The 16704-nt window shown below is 29.9% G+C and carries 15 protein-coding genes and 1 tRNA gene; 7 read left to right on the forward strand and 9 right to left on the reverse strand.

Going from position 1 to position 16704, the window contains the following annotated elements:
• Window positions 1-65 precede the first annotated feature (65 nt).
• The 6 genes from ACFOWD_RS00355 (at window position 66) to ACFOWD_RS00380 (ending at window position 4405) form a co-directional block, all read left to right on the forward strand.
• Entirely contained in the window at window positions 66-836 is a 771-nt protein-coding gene (locus ACFOWD_RS00355) for a nucleotidyltransferase domain-containing protein (protein WP_377407167.1), read from the forward strand.
• Window positions 837-1009: 173 nt separating this feature from the next.
• On the forward strand, window positions 1010-1831 hold the full coding sequence (locus ACFOWD_RS00360) for a hypothetical protein (RefSeq protein ID WP_377407169.1): 822 nt from the start codon (window positions 1010-1012) through the stop codon (window positions 1829-1831).
• 164 nt (window positions 1832-1995) lie between these two features.
• Complete coding sequence (locus ACFOWD_RS00365; protein ID WP_377407171.1) at window positions 1996-2928, forward strand: hypothetical protein; 933 nt, start codon at window positions 1996-1998, stop codon at window positions 2926-2928.
• A gap of 196 nt (window positions 2929-3124) precedes the next feature.
• Window positions 3125-3583 (forward strand): hypothetical protein, encoded by a 459-nt coding sequence (locus ACFOWD_RS00370; RefSeq protein ID WP_377407173.1) that lies wholly within the window; start codon window positions 3125-3127, stop codon window positions 3581-3583.
• 167 nt (window positions 3584-3750) lie between these two features.
• Window positions 3751-4098 carry a hypothetical protein gene (locus tag ACFOWD_RS00375; RefSeq protein WP_377407175.1) on the forward strand — a complete coding sequence of 116 codons (348 nt, stop codon included), beginning with the start codon at window positions 3751-3753 and terminating at the stop codon, window positions 4096-4098.
• A complete protein-coding gene (locus ACFOWD_RS00380) occupies window positions 4091-4405 on the forward strand; it encodes a hypothetical protein (RefSeq protein ID WP_377407176.1) in 315 nt (104 codons plus the stop codon). The genes ACFOWD_RS00375 and ACFOWD_RS00380 overlap by 8 nt, the downstream gene beginning before the upstream one ends.
• A 242-nt stretch (window positions 4406-4647) precedes the next feature.
• Here the strand turns inward: ACFOWD_RS00380 and ACFOWD_RS00385 are convergent, their stop codons facing one another.
• The 5 genes from ACFOWD_RS00385 to ACFOWD_RS00405 all read right to left on the reverse strand — a co-directional run bounded on the left by ACFOWD_RS00385 (window position 4648) and on the right by ACFOWD_RS00405 (window position 7894).
• Complete coding sequence (locus ACFOWD_RS00385) at window positions 4648-4929, reverse strand: hypothetical protein (RefSeq protein WP_377407177.1); 282 nt, start codon at window positions 4927-4929, stop codon at window positions 4648-4650.
• 192 nt (window positions 4930-5121) lie between these two features.
• Complete coding sequence (locus ACFOWD_RS00390; RefSeq protein ID WP_377407179.1) at window positions 5122-5304, reverse strand: hypothetical protein; 183 nt, start codon at window positions 5302-5304, stop codon at window positions 5122-5124.
• 124 nt (window positions 5305-5428) lie between these two features.
• Window positions 5429-6397, reverse strand: a complete 969-nt coding sequence (locus tag ACFOWD_RS00395) for a hypothetical protein (RefSeq protein WP_377407181.1) — start codon at window positions 6395-6397, stop codon at window positions 5429-5431.
• A 1-nt stretch (window position 6398) separates the two neighbouring features.
• On the reverse strand, window positions 6399-7769 hold the full coding sequence (locus ACFOWD_RS00400) for a tyrosine-type recombinase/integrase (protein WP_377407183.1): 1371 nt from the start codon (window positions 7767-7769) through the stop codon (window positions 6399-6401).
• Between the two features lie 52 nt (window positions 7770-7821).
• Window positions 7822-7894 (reverse strand) — tRNA-Met (locus ACFOWD_RS00405).
• A 110-nt stretch (window positions 7895-8004) separates the two neighbouring features.
• Between ACFOWD_RS00405 and era the strand changes: the two genes are divergently transcribed.
• On the forward strand, window positions 8005-8886 hold the full coding sequence (gene era / locus ACFOWD_RS00410; protein WP_298995598.1) for a GTPase Era: 882 nt from the start codon (window positions 8005-8007) through the stop codon (window positions 8884-8886).
• 85 nt (window positions 8887-8971) lie between these two features.
• On the opposite strand, the gene ACFOWD_RS00415 is transcribed toward era, so the two are convergent.
• From ACFOWD_RS00415 to ACFOWD_RS00430, 4 genes are all read right to left on the reverse strand, one after another.
• Window positions 8972-14362 carry an immunoglobulin-like domain-containing protein gene (locus ACFOWD_RS00415; RefSeq protein ID WP_377407185.1) on the reverse strand — a complete coding sequence of 1797 codons (5391 nt, stop codon included), beginning with the start codon at window positions 14360-14362 and terminating at the stop codon, window positions 8972-8974.
• Window positions 14363-14630: 268 nt separating this feature from the next.
• On the reverse strand, window positions 14631-15551 hold the full coding sequence (locus ACFOWD_RS00420) for an Lcl domain-containing protein (protein WP_377407187.1): 921 nt from the start codon (window positions 15549-15551) through the stop codon (window positions 14631-14633).
• A gap of 2 nt (window positions 15552-15553) precedes the next feature.
• A complete protein-coding gene (locus ACFOWD_RS00425) occupies window positions 15554-15976 on the reverse strand; it encodes a T9SS type A sorting domain-containing protein (RefSeq protein ID WP_377407189.1) in 423 nt (140 codons plus the stop codon).
• Window positions 15977-16136: 160 nt separating this feature from the next.
• On the reverse strand, window positions 16137-16643 hold the full coding sequence (locus ACFOWD_RS00430; protein ID WP_377407191.1) for a GTP-binding protein: 507 nt from the start codon (window positions 16641-16643) through the stop codon (window positions 16137-16139).
• Between the last annotated feature and the right edge of the window lie 61 nt (window positions 16644-16704).

Genomic DNA, 16704 nt, shown 5'->3' on the forward strand with positions numbered 1-16704 from the left:
CACAAAAACGCAACTAATCTTATACGAGAAACGTTGTGCGTCATACCCAAAAAAAACCGAGAAAATTGACTGAACAAATAAGAACAGAATTAAAACGAATTGAAAAAGAGAATGATATTCAAATTCTCTATGCTGTGGAATCTGGAAGTAGAGCTTGGGGTTTTGCCTCAACTGACAGCGATTGGGACGTAAGATTCTTGTACATACAAAATCCGAATTGGTATTTGTCTATTGACGACAAAAAAGACAATATGGAAGTTATGTTACCTAATGATTTAGACTTTGCAGGTTGGGAATTACGAAAAACACTAAAATTATTTAGGAAATCAAACCCACCATTGTTAGAATGGCTGAGAAGTCCATTAATTTATTTAGAACAATATTCGACAGCCGAAAAAATGCGTGAATTGACTAAATATTATTTTAACCCAAAATCTTGTACGTATCACTATTTGCATATGGCAAAAGGCAATTATCGAGATTACCTACAAACTGATTTAGTAAGAGTGAAAAAATACTTTTACGTTTTGAGACCTATTTTAGCTTGTAAATGGATTGAATCTATAGGAACAATGGCACCAATGGAATTTGAAAAGCTTGTTAATACACAAGTTGAGAATCCTGAATTGAAAAAAGAAATCGAGAAGTTGTTGGAACGAAAAAAATCAGGCGAGGAACTTGACAAAGAACCACGAATTGAAATAATTAATAAATTTGTTGAAAAGCAAATTGAATATTTTGAAAAAAAAGTAGAATATTATAATATAAATCTCAAACCCGAAACTGAAAAGCTTGACAATTTATTTAGAGAGACATTAAATGAGGTTTGGAAATAAAAGTACGAACGCACAACACCGTGTATAAAAAATTGCTATTTTTAGCTTAAACAAAGTAAGTTGCTTCTTTTCGAACATCAAATTTTCCTTCGGAAAATTAGCCGTTCTCAAATACGCAACTTTTCATAACACAAACACGTTAGGGTACATTTACAGAAACCAAGTAAACATCAATGAGATTAACAATTTTAATAGCTACTTTCCTTCTATCGCAACTGACCTTTTCACAGTCAATAGCAAGTTATAACAGCAATGCTACCAAATACGAAAAGAATGCAAATTTTGCTCAAATTATTGAAAAAACGAGTTTTTATAATTCGGACGGAATTAAAACGGAAATTGAGCATAAGGACTTCAATAAGTCAATGCAATTGACAAGCCTAAAAAGGTTCGATGACAAAAATAAATTGATTTGGTTAAATATTTATAAGTATGACAGTTTGCAAAGGAGAGTTAGACTTGACAACAAGAGATGGATAAACATAATTGGATATCAAACAAAACACACTGAATATAAATATGATTCAATTGGCAATTTTGTTCAGATAGATTATAATTCTCAAAAACAAATTTCGAATATCGCTCAATACTTCTTGGACAAAGAAAAAAACTTAATTAGACTTGAGAACTTTAATGGAAATGGTAGTTTAATTGGTTATGAAACTGCAAATTACGATTTAGAAAATAACGTCGTCGTCGTTAATCAATATAACAATAAAAATGAGCTGGTTAATTCTAACAATAGAGCCATAAGTCATTCTGGAGAGAAAAAACAAAAGACTTCGAATAAATATAATGAACAAGGAGATTTAATATTTTACAAAAGAAATTGGAACGACAATGATAATGTTTGTTACACAATTGAATATAAGTATGACAAAAAAGGAAATTGGATTTCAAAAAAAAGATATAGCCATATTCAAACTGAAAGCGGAAAGTTGAAAAAGAAAAAAACAAAGATGGTTAAGACGAGAAAAATAAAATATAGAGAATAAAAAACGTACCCTAACAACGTGTATAAAAAATTGCTAAATTAGTGCTTAACCAAAGGTCGTTGCATTTTTGTTACGTCTGATTTTCCTTCGGAAAATCCTCGCACACAAAAACGCAACTTTCCATACACAAACACGTTGTAAAACTTTAGAACGAAATCCTGCAAATGAAGAAAAATCCAAAAATATTTTCAATTTTAATCACTCTAATCGTATCTGCGATTTTAGGATATATAGAAATTGGAATTTTTAAAGAATATGGTTGGACTGTATTTCTTATTATTCCATTCATAATTGGATTTCTTCCACCTTTTATTAATGGAAAATTATCTGAAATAAGTAAAAAAGAGAGTTATAAATTAAGTTTTCTAACACTCGGAATTGTTTTAATTGGACTTTTAATTTTCGCAATTGAAGGAATGATTTGTATTGCAATGTCTTTACCATTAATTGCTTTATTAGTTTGGCTTGGCTCTTATTTAGGATTTAAAGCGAACTCTGGAAAGTGGATAAATCCGACAAATACAACAATTGGACTTTTTATCATTTGCGTAAGTTCAATGAGTTTCGACTATTTAAATGAACCTGAAAACTTAATTCCTGTTAGAACGAAAGTTATTGTTAACTCAAATATTGAGAATGTTTGGAAAAATGTTGTGACTTTTGACAAAATAGACGAACCAACTGACTGGATATTTAAAACTGGAATCTCATATCCGACAGACGCAACAATTAAAGGAACTGGAATTGGAGCAATAAGATATTGTAATTTTACAACTGGAAGTTTTGTAGAACCAATCACAAAATGGAACGAACCGAATTTATTACAATTTGACGTAAAAGAACAACCAATTCCTATGAATGAATTTAATCCGTTTTGGGAAATTCATCCACCACATTTAGATGGCTATTTCAAGTCATATAAAGGTCAATTTAAACTGACCAAAATCGGAGAAAATAAAACGGAATTAGAAGGAACGACTTGGTACAAAGTAGATATTACACCAGAGATTTACTGGAAAACTTGGTCTGATTTTATAATTCACAGAATACATAAACGAGTACTGAATCATATAAAAATAGAAACTGAAAATAAATAACGTTTTACAACACCGTGTAAAATTAATTGCTGGTTTTGGCTCACTTGGGAAATTCCTTCGGAATTTCGCCGTTCGTGATTAATCTACTAAATTAATTGCTTGAAGCACGCAACTAACCTTACACAAACACGTTGGTGGTAATTACATAGAAACGTCTGAATTTATAATTAAATTTCAATCATATTAAATTAACAAAATGAATAAAAAAATATTGAATTTAATATTGCTAATCTTTTTAATTGGTTGTGATTTAAGTAGACCTGAAATTATTAAAGTGAATCATTATTTTGGAGGAAGTGGATTTCATTTGAAATATGAAATTAGAAATAACAGTCTTACAATAAAGACAAATTGTGATTTTGAAGATTGTACTGAAAAAATTGTGTACGAAAGAAAACTATCAAAAACTGAAACAAAAGAATTTATAAATAAGATTAATTTATTAGAAGTTGACACTTTAAAGAATGAATATATTAATAAACATATTCTTGATGGAATTTATACGGAAATCCAATTTGGGAAACTAATTAATACAAATAAAAAATTAATTATTGTTCAAAATGAAAATATTTCTTCTTTAGACAGTTTGAATAATTATATAGATGAATTAATACTTGAAAACAAATATAAGTTAAACCCAGTTAGAGAGGAATAAACTACCACCAACACCGTGTATAAAAAATTGCTTATTTTTAGCTTAACTAAAAGTTGCTTCATTTTTGCAAACGTCAATTTTCCTGCGGAAAATTAGCCGTTCTTAAAATTCGCAACTTTCTATAACACAAACACGTTGTGCAACATATCCCAAAACCAAAACGCTGAATGAGAAAAATTGTGAATCTGACCAAACCGAAAGATGGAATTGTCCGACTTATGATTTATAACGATGATGACTTTGGTTCATATCTTTTCGGATATAAAAAATTAGATGACTGTAGTTCCGAATTTGACGAATTGTACGAATCGGAAAATGAAGCTATGGAATCCTGTGAATTGGAATACGGAATTAAAAAAACTGATTGGAAAGAGATACCAAATCCCGAACCAAATTGTCAGCACGATTGGATAAATCCTATCCGAATTAAAGGACGTGAAAATGGAAAACCTGAATTTGGAAAATTCGAGAAGCTGGTTAACGGTGAATGGATAGAAATAAAACCTTATGAATAGGACAAAAGTTATCTATCAAATTTTATTGACAATGGTTTTTATTCTAATAGGATTGGCGATAATAACCGTTGTTTTGACAATTCTTTCAATGGGAGATGATGTGAATTCAGGGCAGGTGGAATTCAATAGAATTGTGAATAGTATAATCGGATTTCCAGTTGGATTATTCAAAGGTGGATTTCCATTGATTCAATCAAATACTGATTTTTGGAAATCCAACAACCTAATACTACTTTTATTAAATACTTTAATTCAGGCGGTTGGAATAGTGTTTATTGGCAAATTTGTAAAAAAGAAAAATGGATAAAAAAATACGTTGCACAACAATGTATAACCGCAATTACGGCGGATTCGACTACGTCCGAATCCACTCGGAATTGCTAACGCCAGTTCTTAACCGAAAATTAACGCATATTAACCCGTAACTGACGGTTATACTAGACCGCTGACCAGTCTTGAATAAAGGCTAAAAAACTTTAAACATTATTACCAACTAAATAGTCATTTATTAGATTCATTGGTTCAGCTTTGCTGAATTTTTGTGGTCTTTTAAGAAAATGATTTTTTTCTAAAAACGATTATTTTAAGTTCATTATCATAATAAGCCTTTTCTCCTCTTACATTATCAGGATGATTTCTAATTTCTTGATATCTCTTGATTTTGTTAATTAATTGATTCATCTGACCTCTTGTAGCTGGCTTGTTCGCTTCAGGAGTAAAAGTTGATATTAAAAAATCACTCGCCATCGAACCTAAAGCAGCATTTCCAATACCAGCAGAACTCATTTTATTGATTTTAATTTGATTATTTTCCTTTTTAGATAAATCCAATTGATTGTCCTTTTTTTTGTATTGCAATCTGTGGGAAGATACTCTACAGCTTGAACTACAAAATTTCTGAACTCTTCTCCTCTTTGGCAAATATTCCTTTTGACAATATTTACAAACATATGTTCGTGTCTCCATTAGTCGTTAGTTTTACGTACGATTAACGTTTAATCGTTGTTTATTACTAGGTTATTTCTATTTTTTATTAAAAATATTGGTTAATAAGTAATGTATCGCATCAGATTTTTTGAATTCAAAATTGGCTTTTTTAGTGTTTGATTCGAGCCTTTTAAAATCATTCTTTAGTTTTTCAAACAACAACAATTGCTCTTCCATTGGAAGTGCTTTTGCTACTTGATAAACTATATCTGAATTCATTACTAATCTATTAACTTAAGATTAGTCTAAGTTATAGATTTGAAGTATGAACAGTACGAATTATATAATGTCTAAATGGTGTCTATTTATGTCTGGTAATCGATTTTTATGTCTTTTCCCATAATTAAGATTTTTCTGCAGGCAAATTCAATAAATCTTCTTTTATTTTTTTAACTCTAAAATCATGATCTCTGTTTACATCTCTAGGGTAATTTCTTATTTTTATGACAGGAATTTTATATTCAGTTATAATAAAATCCATAAAAGCCTTCTTACTTTTAGAGATTAAATCTAGTTCTGTAAGGGCTTGATGGAGACTGTCTATTTTTGAAGGCTTATTTTCATTTAATTTCTTAATATAATTATCAGTAAAATTAAATACTTCGAAAGTAGAAAATATACCTTTATATAATTCATATCTTGCTTTTAATTTGCCTGTATTATTAAAGTAGTCATCTTCAATAATTTGATAACGGTCGTTCAAACTAACTAAAACCTTTAAATATTTTTCGAATTTTAACACTATTTGGAAATCATCTGTCTCATAAAACTTTGAAGAATCAAAATATTTTTCATTCCCTCCCAAATAAGCTATTAAAGATTCAAAAGCTGCAAGCTTTGATTTCATTCCGTTTCTCACTCCATATAAAATTTGAAATCGATCTGATTGCAGTATATTTTCAATATTGTTCTCCGAAGTTTCCTTTCTCAGTAAATCAAACTTCAAGTTTAAATCATCATAAATAGTTTTAAAATTTTCAACAGCAAAATTCTTTTGTAAAATCAATTCCTTACCAAAAACAACATCATTAAATTCTTTAAAAAAAAGATAAAAATATTTATCAATTTCATATTGATACTTTTCTATTACAAATTCATAAAATACATTTATTAAATCTTCTGAAGGTTTTATTTCTTTAGAATATTTTGGTAAGTGTAATACTCCTTTCTTAATAATTAACTCAGAAGAAGAAAAAACATTATATTCAATGTACAGTCCATGACTATGTAAAAAGTTGATTTGCTCATCTTTTGTTAAAGTATAAAATTTATCATCTTTTATAGAAGACCAGTATTTTCTTTTTATTGACATCTTATCCTTTTTTAATTTCTCTCAATAATTTCGAATAATCTTCTGGTAACTCTGCATCTATATCGCGCAAATATTTCTCTAATGCTTTCATGGTAGTATGTCCACTTATTGGTAATAGTTTACTTTTCGCTTCATATTGAGACATTTCCTTTCTATATGCTTTATAAAGTTTTGTTATAAATGTATGTTTAAAACTATACATTCCATAATCACTCCCTAAATTAAAGTGATCTTTTATAATTTTAAATCTTTTCGAAAATTCATTCCTTTTATTTACTTCTTGCGCATCCCAAAAGCTTCCTATTTCATATCGACCAAATAAATAGGATTTAGGATTCTTATTTGATAAATCAGGCAAGGATTCTAATAAAATATCTGGAATAATTTTTATTTGAACTGGTTTGTTCTTCGCTTTAACGTATAACTTTTTATCTTTTATATCTACATCCTCTATTTTCAATCTACAAATCTCAATAGGTCTCAAAATGCTGTAGGATATAAATTTTATAAATAATAGTAGATGAGGATCCTTCGTTTTTAAATACTCATAAATTTCCTTTTCCTGAATTGGTGTATAGGTCTTGTTACGCTTTGGAGTGGTTTTTAAAACTGGTATTTTACTAACAAAATTATACTGGATTAATTCATTATCCTCTAAAAGTTGAAAAGTAGAAGCAATATCAGTTCTAGAGTTATTTCGATTTCTAGCACTTGTTCGTTTTAAAACATCATTTAAATAATTGATAATAATTTTCTTCGTAATAAAATTAATCTTATTTTGATAATAATTCTTTTCTTTCAGCCATTTCTCAAAAAGTCGAATCCTACTTTTATATTGTACAAAGGAATTTCTATTCATCATATTAGATTTTAAGTCCAGTGCCATTTGAAATGCATCATAAATATTTAAAATTTCTTCACTATTACTCTCTAAAGTTTTATTTTCATGATATTTGCTATCGACTTTACTTAATTTATCTAAATTATTTACTTTAGAATAAGACTTATTCAAAAAAGATTTTTCTAAATTAGAGTTATCCTCATAAGGATTAAATCCATATTTTAACAATTCTAATAGTGCTTGTTGCATCGTTTTTAAAAAAGAATATCGCTCTTTTTTTGTCTTTAGTTTATTTGCTCCAGCCTTAATATGGGATTGCCTTTTTAACTTTCCAGTTTTTGGGTCTCTATAAGAATAATATACAAACCAATCTTTTGATAATGCTTCTTTTTTGGTTAATGAGCTAAGCTTAGCCCATTGAGATATATCAACACCTCCTGTATAAATTTTTGGTTCTGAATAATTCAATTTCATAGAAAAAACGTTTACTGTAGCGTTTACTGTACGTAAAAGTAAGAAACTTAAAGGCATAAAAAAACGGATTGTTCGTAAACAATCCGTTCTATTATTGACTTTAAAGTAGTAGCGGGAACTGGACTCGAACCAGTGACCTTCGGGTTATGAGCCCGACGAGCTACCTACTGCTCTATCCCGCGATTTGGACTACAAATATACGATACATTAAAAGTAATTTCCAAACTTTAAACTAATTATTTTTTATTTAGTTTAATTTCAGCTAATTCAATAAACCAAGTATCTTTGTAGAATGATACACAAAGCAGGTTTTGTAAATATTATAGGGAATCCAAATGTTGGAAAATCAACATTAATGAATGCATTGGTTGGTGAAAAACTATCAATTATAACTTCAAAAGCACAAACTACAAGACACAGAATCTTGGGAATTGTTAACCATGAAGAATATCAGATCATATTTTCTGACACTCCAGGAATCATAAAACCAGCATACGAATTACAAACATCTATGATGGATTTTGTAAAATCTGCATTTGATGATGCTGATGTTTTAATTTACATGGTAGAAGTAGGTGAAAAAGAATTAAAGAATGAGGCATTTTTTAATAAGATTATTCACAGTAAAATACCTGTTATTTTATTATTAAATAAAATTGATAAATCAACAAAAGAAGAAGTTGATGAAAAGATAAAATATTGGAGAGAAAAAGTACCTAACTCTTTTGTTTATGTGATATCTGCTTTAGAAAAATTTAATGTAGAAGCTGTTTTTTACAAAATAATTGAATTACTTCCAGAAGGTCCACCTTTTTATCCTAAAGATCAACTAACAGATAAATCTGAACGATTTTTTGTAAATGAAAAAATTAGAGAAAAAATATTAACTCATTACAAAAAGGAAATTCCTTATTCTGTTGAAGTTGAAACAGAAAGCTTTATAGAAGAAGATTCTATAATAAGAATTCGATCTATTATTATGGTAGAAAGAGATACTCAAAAAGGTATTATTATAGGGCATAAAGGAACTGCTATAAAAAGAGTTGGTGCAGAAGCAAGAAAAGATTTAGAACGATTTTTTCAGAAAAAAGTATTTATTGAACTATATGTTAAAGTAAATAAAAACTGGAGAAGTGATAAAGATCAATTGAAACGATTTGGTTATAAAGATTAATTAATTTAATTATTAATAATTATAATAAAAAAAGTGAAGTTTTGCAACTTCACTTTTTTTTAATGTATTTATGTTGTTCTAAATTTTATTTAAATACAACCTTCCTAGTTCCATAATTAGTTGCTTCAGAGAATACTTTTAACATCAAGATACCTGATTTCGCATTGATATTGAAATTGATTCTATTCTCACCTTCTGATAAGGTCTCTATGTTTTGATATATAACCTTACCTGTTACATCAAATAAAACTACTCTTACTTTGTCTGTTTTTTTACTTGATACAATTATATTAACATCTCCTTCTGATGGATTTGGATATACTTGTAACTCTTTTAATATTACATTATCATTATCTGTTACATCTGATGGTCTTGATACATTTACATTCACAGTTACTTCTGCTGTAGATGAATCTCCATTACCATCAGTAATCATATAACTAAATTTATCAACTCCTACGAATGATGGTGCTGGTGTATATTTTACTATATTTCCAACTAAATCAATCTTCGCTCCTTTATCTGTGTAAGCACCAAACAATGATATTGGATGAGTAGCATTTGCGCCATCTGTTCCATAAACATCAACACCATTTCCATTATCATCTAATATATTAATATCGTTATCTGTGGTGTTTACAAGAACAACTACAACATCATCTTGAGCTGTTGGCATATCATTAACTACAACTGCTTCTGTTACTGTTACTGTTACAGTTGCTGTTGATGTATCTCCTGTATCATCTTTTATGGTATAATCAAATGTATCTGTACCAAAGAAACCTGATGCTGGTGTATAGTCTACTTCTCCTGCATTTACAACAACTGTACCTCCTTGTGTACTTATTGCTGATGGTAAGGTTAATGCATCTGAACTTGCTGCTCCATCAAAACCATAACTATCATTAGCTAATACATCTATACTAATCGCTCCACTGTCTTCTGTTGTACTTGCTACATCATCTACTGCTGTTGGTGTAGTAATCTCTGTTACTGTTACTGTTACTTCTGCTGTTGATGAATCGCCATTTAAGTCTGTAATTGTATAACTAAATACGTCTACACCTACAAAATCTGTTCTTGGAGAATATTTAACTGTAGTACCTACTAAGTCTATCTTACCTCCTAAGTCTGTATAAGAACCTGATAATGATATTGGGTGAGTAGCATTTGCTCCATCCACTCCAAAATCATCTGCTCCAGATCCATTATCTAATAAAATACTAATAATATTATCTGTTGAGTTTTGAGTAAAACTTACTGCATCATCTTGTGCTGTAGGTACACTTGCTGAACTGATAGATGTTACTGTTACTGTTACTGTAGCTGTTGATGTATCTCCATCTAAATCCTTAATAACATAAGTAAAAGTATCTTGTCCAGTAAAACCAGATGCTGGTGTGTAATCTACCTGACCTGCATTTACAACAACTGTTCCTCCTTGTGTACTCGTTGCTGATGGTAAAGTTAATGCATCTGAAGTCGCTGCTCCATCTGAACCATATCCATCATTTGCCAATACATTTATACTCGTAACTCCACTATCTTGTACAACTATAACTGCATCTGCAACTGCTGTTGGAGTAGATAACTCTGTTACTGTTACTGTTACTATCGTTATTGAAGTGTCTCCATTAGCATCTGTAATCATGTATTTGAAGCTATCTTCTCCTACAAAACCTGATTTTGGAGTGTATAAAATAACATCATCTGATGTAATTGCTGTACCATTAGTATCGACACTTACAGTTCCTAATTTATCACTATCTCCTAACAATGTACCATTTGGTAATGTTAAACCTTCATTAATAGCTCCATCTGTACCAAAATCATCATTTACTAAAACATCGATAATATTACCTACACTATTCTGATCTACTGAATCAACATCTGGTTGTGCCACTGGTGGAGTTTGTGGAATAAATGAATCATCTACAGTAACTGTAATTAATACAGTACCAGTAGCTGTATCTCCATCTGTATCTTTAATTGTGTAAGTAAATGAATCTAAACCACTAAAGTCTGTAGCAGGTGTATAATCTACTTGCCCAGCATTTACAACAACTGTACCTCCTTCTGCTGTTGTTGCAGATGGTAATGTTAATGGAGTTACTGCATGAGCATTATTACCTCCAAAATCATCATTAGCTAATACGTTTATGGTTGTTAATCCACTATTTTCTAAAACAGTTACTACATCATCTACTGCAGTAGGAGCAAAATCTTGTGTTACTGTAATTGTAACAGTTGCAACTGAAGCATCTCCTGTAGCATCTGTAATGGTATATGTGAATGAATCTGTACCAAAGAAACCTGTTCTAGGTGTATATAGCACATAAGTCTCTGCTATTAAATCTATCTTACCTCCATTATCTGTATAGGTACCAATTAACGCTAGTTTATCATCTGCATTAGCTCCATCTGTTCCATAACTATCATTATTGATAATTCTTAATTCGTTATTTTGACTGTCTTGTGATACTGTGTAAGAATCATCTTTTGCCCAAGGTTTGCCTTGTTCTAGTACAAAAACAGTTCTAGTTCTTGTTCTTGTATTTCCAGAAGCATCAGTTACTGAGTAAACAACTGGGTAACAACCTACATTACCTAAATTTGGAGTTAAGGCTGAAGTATCTATAACAATATCTGCGTCATCTACATCTAAATCAAACTCATCACTTGCAGTTGCCCCTAATTCTACATAAACTGCATCATTACCACTTATAATTTCTATTAATTGTGGGTTATCTCCTAATAATGTTAAAACTGGTTTTGTAGTATCTACTACCTCTACAGTTCTAGTAACTTCATCTGCTACATTTCCATTAGCATCTGTTACGTTATAGGTAACATTGTATGTACCTAAAGTACCAAAAGTATTGCCATCACTTGCACCTGCAATTGCTGCTGCTGCATCAATATTAATGGTTGCAGTTAATGTTGTATTATCATCATAATTATCTGTTGCAGTAGCTCCTAATTCTGTATAAACTTCGTTATACTCTAATATTTGTGGATTATCGCCAATTAATGTAATAACTGGCTTAGTTGTATCTACTACATTAACTGTTCTTGTTACTTCATCAGCAACATTACCATTTGCATCTGTTACGTTATAAGTTACAGTGTATGAGTCTACAATATTTATATTAACATCAGTTAAGTCAGTTACAAGACTTGCTGTAATATTTGAATCATAATTATCAGTTACTGTAACTCCTGAATCTACATAAGTTGAACCTACCTCAATTGTTACTGTTGCATCACCTAATAAAGTAATTACTGGCTTAGTTGTATCTACTACATTAACTGTTCTTGTTACTTCATCAGCAACATTACCATTTGCATCTGTTACATTATAAGTTACAGTATAAGAGTCTACAATATTTATATTAACGTCAGTCAAGTCAGTTACAAGACTTGCTGTAATATTTGAATCATAATTATCAGTTACTGTAACTCCTGAATCTACATAAGTTGAACCTACCTCAATTGTTACTGTTGCATCACCTAATAAAGTAATTACTGGCTTAGTTGTATCTACTACATTAACTGTTCTTGTTACTTCATCAGCAACATTACCATTTGCATCTGTTACATTATAAGTTACAGTATAAGAGTCTACAATATTTGTGTCAACATTAGTTGCGTCTATAACTATATTTCCAGAAATATTACCATCTAAATTATCAGATGCAGTTGCATTTAATTCTGAATAAGGTGTACCAACTTCTATTACTTGAGGGTTATCTCCTAATAAAGTAATCACTGGTTTAGTTGTGTCTACTACATTAACTGTTCTTGTTACTTGGTCTGCAACATTACCTGCTGCATCTGTTACGTTATAAGTTACAGTGTATGAGTCTACAACATTTGTATTTACTGTAGATGAGTTTATAACTATAGTACCAGAAATATCGCCATCTTTATTATCAGATGCAGTTGCGTTTAATTCTGAATATGCTGTACCAACTTCTATTACTTGAGGATTATCTCCTAATAAAGAAATTACTGGTTTAGTAATATCGTTTACTGTTACAGAAAACTGACTTGTTGTTGTTGCGTTATTTGAATTATCTGTACCTGTTATTGTAAAGGTATATGGGCTATTAGCTAAAGAAGCTCCAGCATTTAAAGTGATAACACCTGAAGAATTAACAGAAACATCTGCACTTGAATCTGTCCAAGTTACATCTTCATTAGCTGATATAGTACCTAAAGCAGTTTCACCTTCATCTATATTTGCTACTACACTAGGTGTAAGAGTTGGTGCTGTATTGTCTACAGTTATAGTTGCAGTAGCAGGTGTTGTTGTAAAATTGTAAACATCATCTAATATGTAAAGTTGATAAACCCCTTCTGCTGTTGGAGCTGTTATAGTACTTCCTGCAATTGCAGAAGTTGTTACAGTTGATCCGTTTGCACTAAATGTATAATTTTGGAAAATAGCGCTAGTAATATCTCCATTAGGAATTAACCAAGCTGTTTCATTTGCAGAAACTGATGCATCTAAAGTAATAGTAGCGCCAGAAACAACATTTTTACTAGCTGCTAACACTGTGTTTGGATTACTAGTTGGACCAATCATGTCTATAGAGAAAACATCAGTTAAAGTAGTTGGATCCATTACATTACCAGCTAAATCAGCTGAACTAGAAATAGTTATATCAATATCTTCATATTCATTATCATCATCTATAGGAGGATCAAGTAATAATCTGAAACGACTAAGAGGTCCTTCAATACCTGTTGTAAATCCAGAAGAATTACTTCTATTAGCTAACACTACTGATGCATCTGGGCTATATGAAAGAGTTGGCCAATTAGCATTATAATGGTCCATTTTTTCACTGAACTCAATAAAAAAATCAAGACCAAATCTTTGAGCGTTAACTTCTCTCATTGTGTTTCTTACTGGATATGTGCCAGTATTAAAACCTATTTTACTAATAGAATTTACTGTAGGTTTCACTGTATCAATAACTAAGGTTGATAATGCAGGGCTTTCTGAAGATTCAGAACCATTTGTGATAGTTGCTGTAATTGAATATGTACCATCAGAAATTACATTAGAAGTAATATCCACAGAAGTTTCACCTCCACTTAAAGCTACACTTGAGCCTAGAAAGGTACCAGAAGTACCACCTGCATAAATTTTTACAACATCACCTGCAGCTGCAGTAAAACCACTAACTGTAAAAGTAGGTGCGTTATTGTTTGTAATATTATCATTATCAAAACGACCTGTATCAGAAATAGCTGTTAAATCTGGAGCTACAGTTGGTGCACCAGGCACAATTTTTAATGTTTTTTCAGTTAAAACTGCACTATTATAGTTTAAAGAATTATTATTTTCTAAATTCTTTTTAACAACTGTAAAAATGTCGTTTTCGAAAAATAATTTTTCATCATTAGTAGACGCAAAATTTGAAAATAGAATAAAACTAAATACAATTAAAGTAGTAATTTTTTTCATGGCGTATTATGTTGGGTTTAATAATATTAATATTAATTAACCACTGTCTTTATCATCTTTAATTGAAAAGACAAAAACATAATTTAGGGAAGTAATGTTTTGGTTAGGTGTTAGTTGGAGGATTTACAAATATATAGTAATAATGTCATTTTTTTTATTTTTTTTATTTTTTTTTATAAAAAAAAGGCTAAATATCTGTAAAACAGATTTTTAACCCTTATTAAATTTTAATAAAAAACTAATAATCAATAAAATAACTAAAAAGAAATTAGAAAGATCTAATAGCTCTTACATTATTTGAAACACTTTTTAAAACATTGGTTTCCTGACCATTACCAAAGTTTACTATCCAAGCTCTATTATCAGATTCTTCTGTTGAACTCCAATATACATCAAACTCAAAAGCTTCACCTCCGTTTGCAGTTGACACTGTATTTATTGTTGATCTATTTTGGTACATTAAGTTTAATTCATGCAAACTAGGTAAATACCAATCTCCATAAGTTACATTATTTTCAACTACTTTTAATTCATTACAAAGTCTTGCAGCATATAAAATACCATCATCACCAATTGCTGCATGTGTAGACATAATTATGGCATTATTTGCTTTACCTGCGTAAACTCCATCACCTTTAGCATAAGTATTACCAAAAGTACCAGAAAACCATTTTGTTGAAGTGCTTAAATTGTCTTTTGCACACACTAAACCATGTTGTCCAGTTTCATCAACCCAAAAAACAATGCCTCCTTTTACAAAATCGCCGACTTTGTAATTAGGAACGTTATCTGCTTTTTTTGCATGCAAAGCATAAGGCACACTAAGCAATTGACTTGTACCAGATATAGTATAATTAGTACCACCTGTAATGTCTGTTTCTGTTTTTATAAAAAAATCTCCTGACCCCCAGTCTATTGAAGCAAAAGCACCTGAAATAACTTTACCTGTTCCTATTTCTATAGTAACTAAACCATTAGTGTTTGTAGTTGGTGAATGTGTTTCTACAAAAACAGCATTTCCTGTTGAAGACCCTTCTAAAATACTTATTTTAAAACTCACACTTGTATCACTAATTAAATTACCATCAGCATTTCTAACAATAGCTTGATAGCTGATTTTTTCTGGTGTTTGAGCTAAAGTAATTCCACAAATTAGTAATGCAATAATTAATTGAATCTTATTTTTCATAGTTAGTTTTTTATAATTTTAAAGATTTTTAAAGACTTTGTATTTCTGTAAACTTTTAACAAATAAATACCTGAAGCAAAATTTTTCATTGGTATAGTAGTGTTGTCATTTTTAATTTTTCCTTTCTTTAACAACCTACCACTGCTATCATACATCGAAAAAATTAAATTTTCTAAAACATTTTCTTTTATTGATAAAACTACTTTATCTTTTGTAGGGTTAGGATACATAATAGCATGTAAAGTAAGGTTTTTATTATCTTGATTAGATAAAGTAAACAACTCTAAGCTTTGCTGAATTCCTTGAGAAACAGAACCATTAGATCCTGTATTTATGCTTGCTACAATTTGACCAATAGTATAACTCACAGAGCCAGCACCACTTACATTACCACCTGAAGACACAACTGTTTCTTGTGAAGCCAATATATTTGTAAGAAAAAGAAAAAAAAGAGTTGATAGAAAACGTTTCATAAGCAAGTTGTTTTTAAATTTAATCAAATCTAAGAAAAGTATTAGCGTAATAAATTTGAGAAAATCTAACAGACAATATTAATAAAAAATAAATATATCATGATTTGATTTTTCAATTTTTGATAATCAATAGCATAAAATCATGTAACTCCTTCATTTGTTTTTTACCAGTTTCTTTACCAACTTGTCCTAAAAAATAAAGTAAAATCCAAACTAAAGGCAATGCTACAACCATGACTAATGGGAAGAAAATAGACTCACTTAAAGATATTCGAGTAAATAATAAAACACAAAAAGCCAGAAAAGTAATACCAATTATAAAATGAACAAACATAAACAATGTCCAAACTTGTGGTTTAGGCCCAAATAACCCTTTTAAAGTTGATGAATTTCCACTCTCTTTTATAACTTCTAGATGTAATTGAGGAGACCAAAAATGACTTTTATTTTCAGGAATATCTAAAAATACATGACCATCAACTATTTTATTTTTATAAATACAATCGTGTTTCTTTAAATAATTAGTTATTCTTTGTAGCAGTTTTTCTGAATTCTCTTCTATAGCTATTGAGAATCTAGGTCTTAAATGAACCTCACTATTTCTTTTTTCTACTAACATAATTATAGTATATTTTAAAACAAACAAATAAAAATACACTTTAAAATTACAATTAATTATC

This window comes from Polaribacter marinivivus (assembly GCF_042651285.1).
Lineage (GTDB): Bacteria > Bacteroidota > Bacteroidia > Flavobacteriales > Flavobacteriaceae > Polaribacter > Polaribacter marinivivus.

Bases quoted from the DNA above. Each gene is read 5' to 3' on its own strand.
- ACFOWD_RS00415 (WP_377407185.1), bottom strand. From the start codon at position 14,362: ATGAAAAAAATTACTACTTTAATTGTATTTAGTTTTATTCTATTTTCA.
- ACFOWD_RS00430 (WP_377407191.1), bottom strand. From the start codon at position 16,643: ATGTTAGTAGAAAAAAGAAATAGTGAGGTTCATTTAAGACCTAGATTC.
- ACFOWD_RS00360 (WP_377407169.1), top strand. From the start codon at position 1,010: ATGAGATTAACAATTTTAATAGCTACTTTCCTTCTATCGCAACTGACC.
- era (WP_298995598.1), top strand. From the start codon at position 8,005: ATGATACACAAAGCAGGTTTTGTAAATATTATAGGGAATCCAAATGTT.
- ACFOWD_RS00365 (WP_377407171.1), top strand. From the start codon at position 1,996: ATGAAGAAAAATCCAAAAATATTTTCAATTTTAATCACTCTAATCGTA.
- ACFOWD_RS00370 (WP_377407173.1), top strand. From the start codon at position 3,125: ATGAATAAAAAAATATTGAATTTAATATTGCTAATCTTTTTAATTGGT.
- ACFOWD_RS00400 (WP_377407183.1), bottom strand. From the start codon at position 7,769: ATGCCTTTAAGTTTCTTACTTTTACGTACAGTAAACGCTACAGTAAAC.
- ACFOWD_RS00395 (WP_377407181.1), bottom strand. From the start codon at position 6,397: ATGTCAATAAAAAGAAAATACTGGTCTTCTATAAAAGATGATAAATTT.
- ACFOWD_RS00420 (WP_377407187.1), bottom strand. From the start codon at position 15,551: ATGAAAAATAAGATTCAATTAATTATTGCATTACTAATTTGTGGAATT.
- ACFOWD_RS00390 (WP_377407179.1), bottom strand. From the start codon at position 5,304: ATGAATTCAGATATAGTTTATCAAGTAGCAAAAGCACTTCCAATGGAA.
- ACFOWD_RS00375 (WP_377407175.1), top strand. From the start codon at position 3,751: ATGAGAAAAATTGTGAATCTGACCAAACCGAAAGATGGAATTGTCCGA.
- ACFOWD_RS00380 (WP_377407176.1), top strand. From the start codon at position 4,091: ATGAATAGGACAAAAGTTATCTATCAAATTTTATTGACAATGGTTTTT.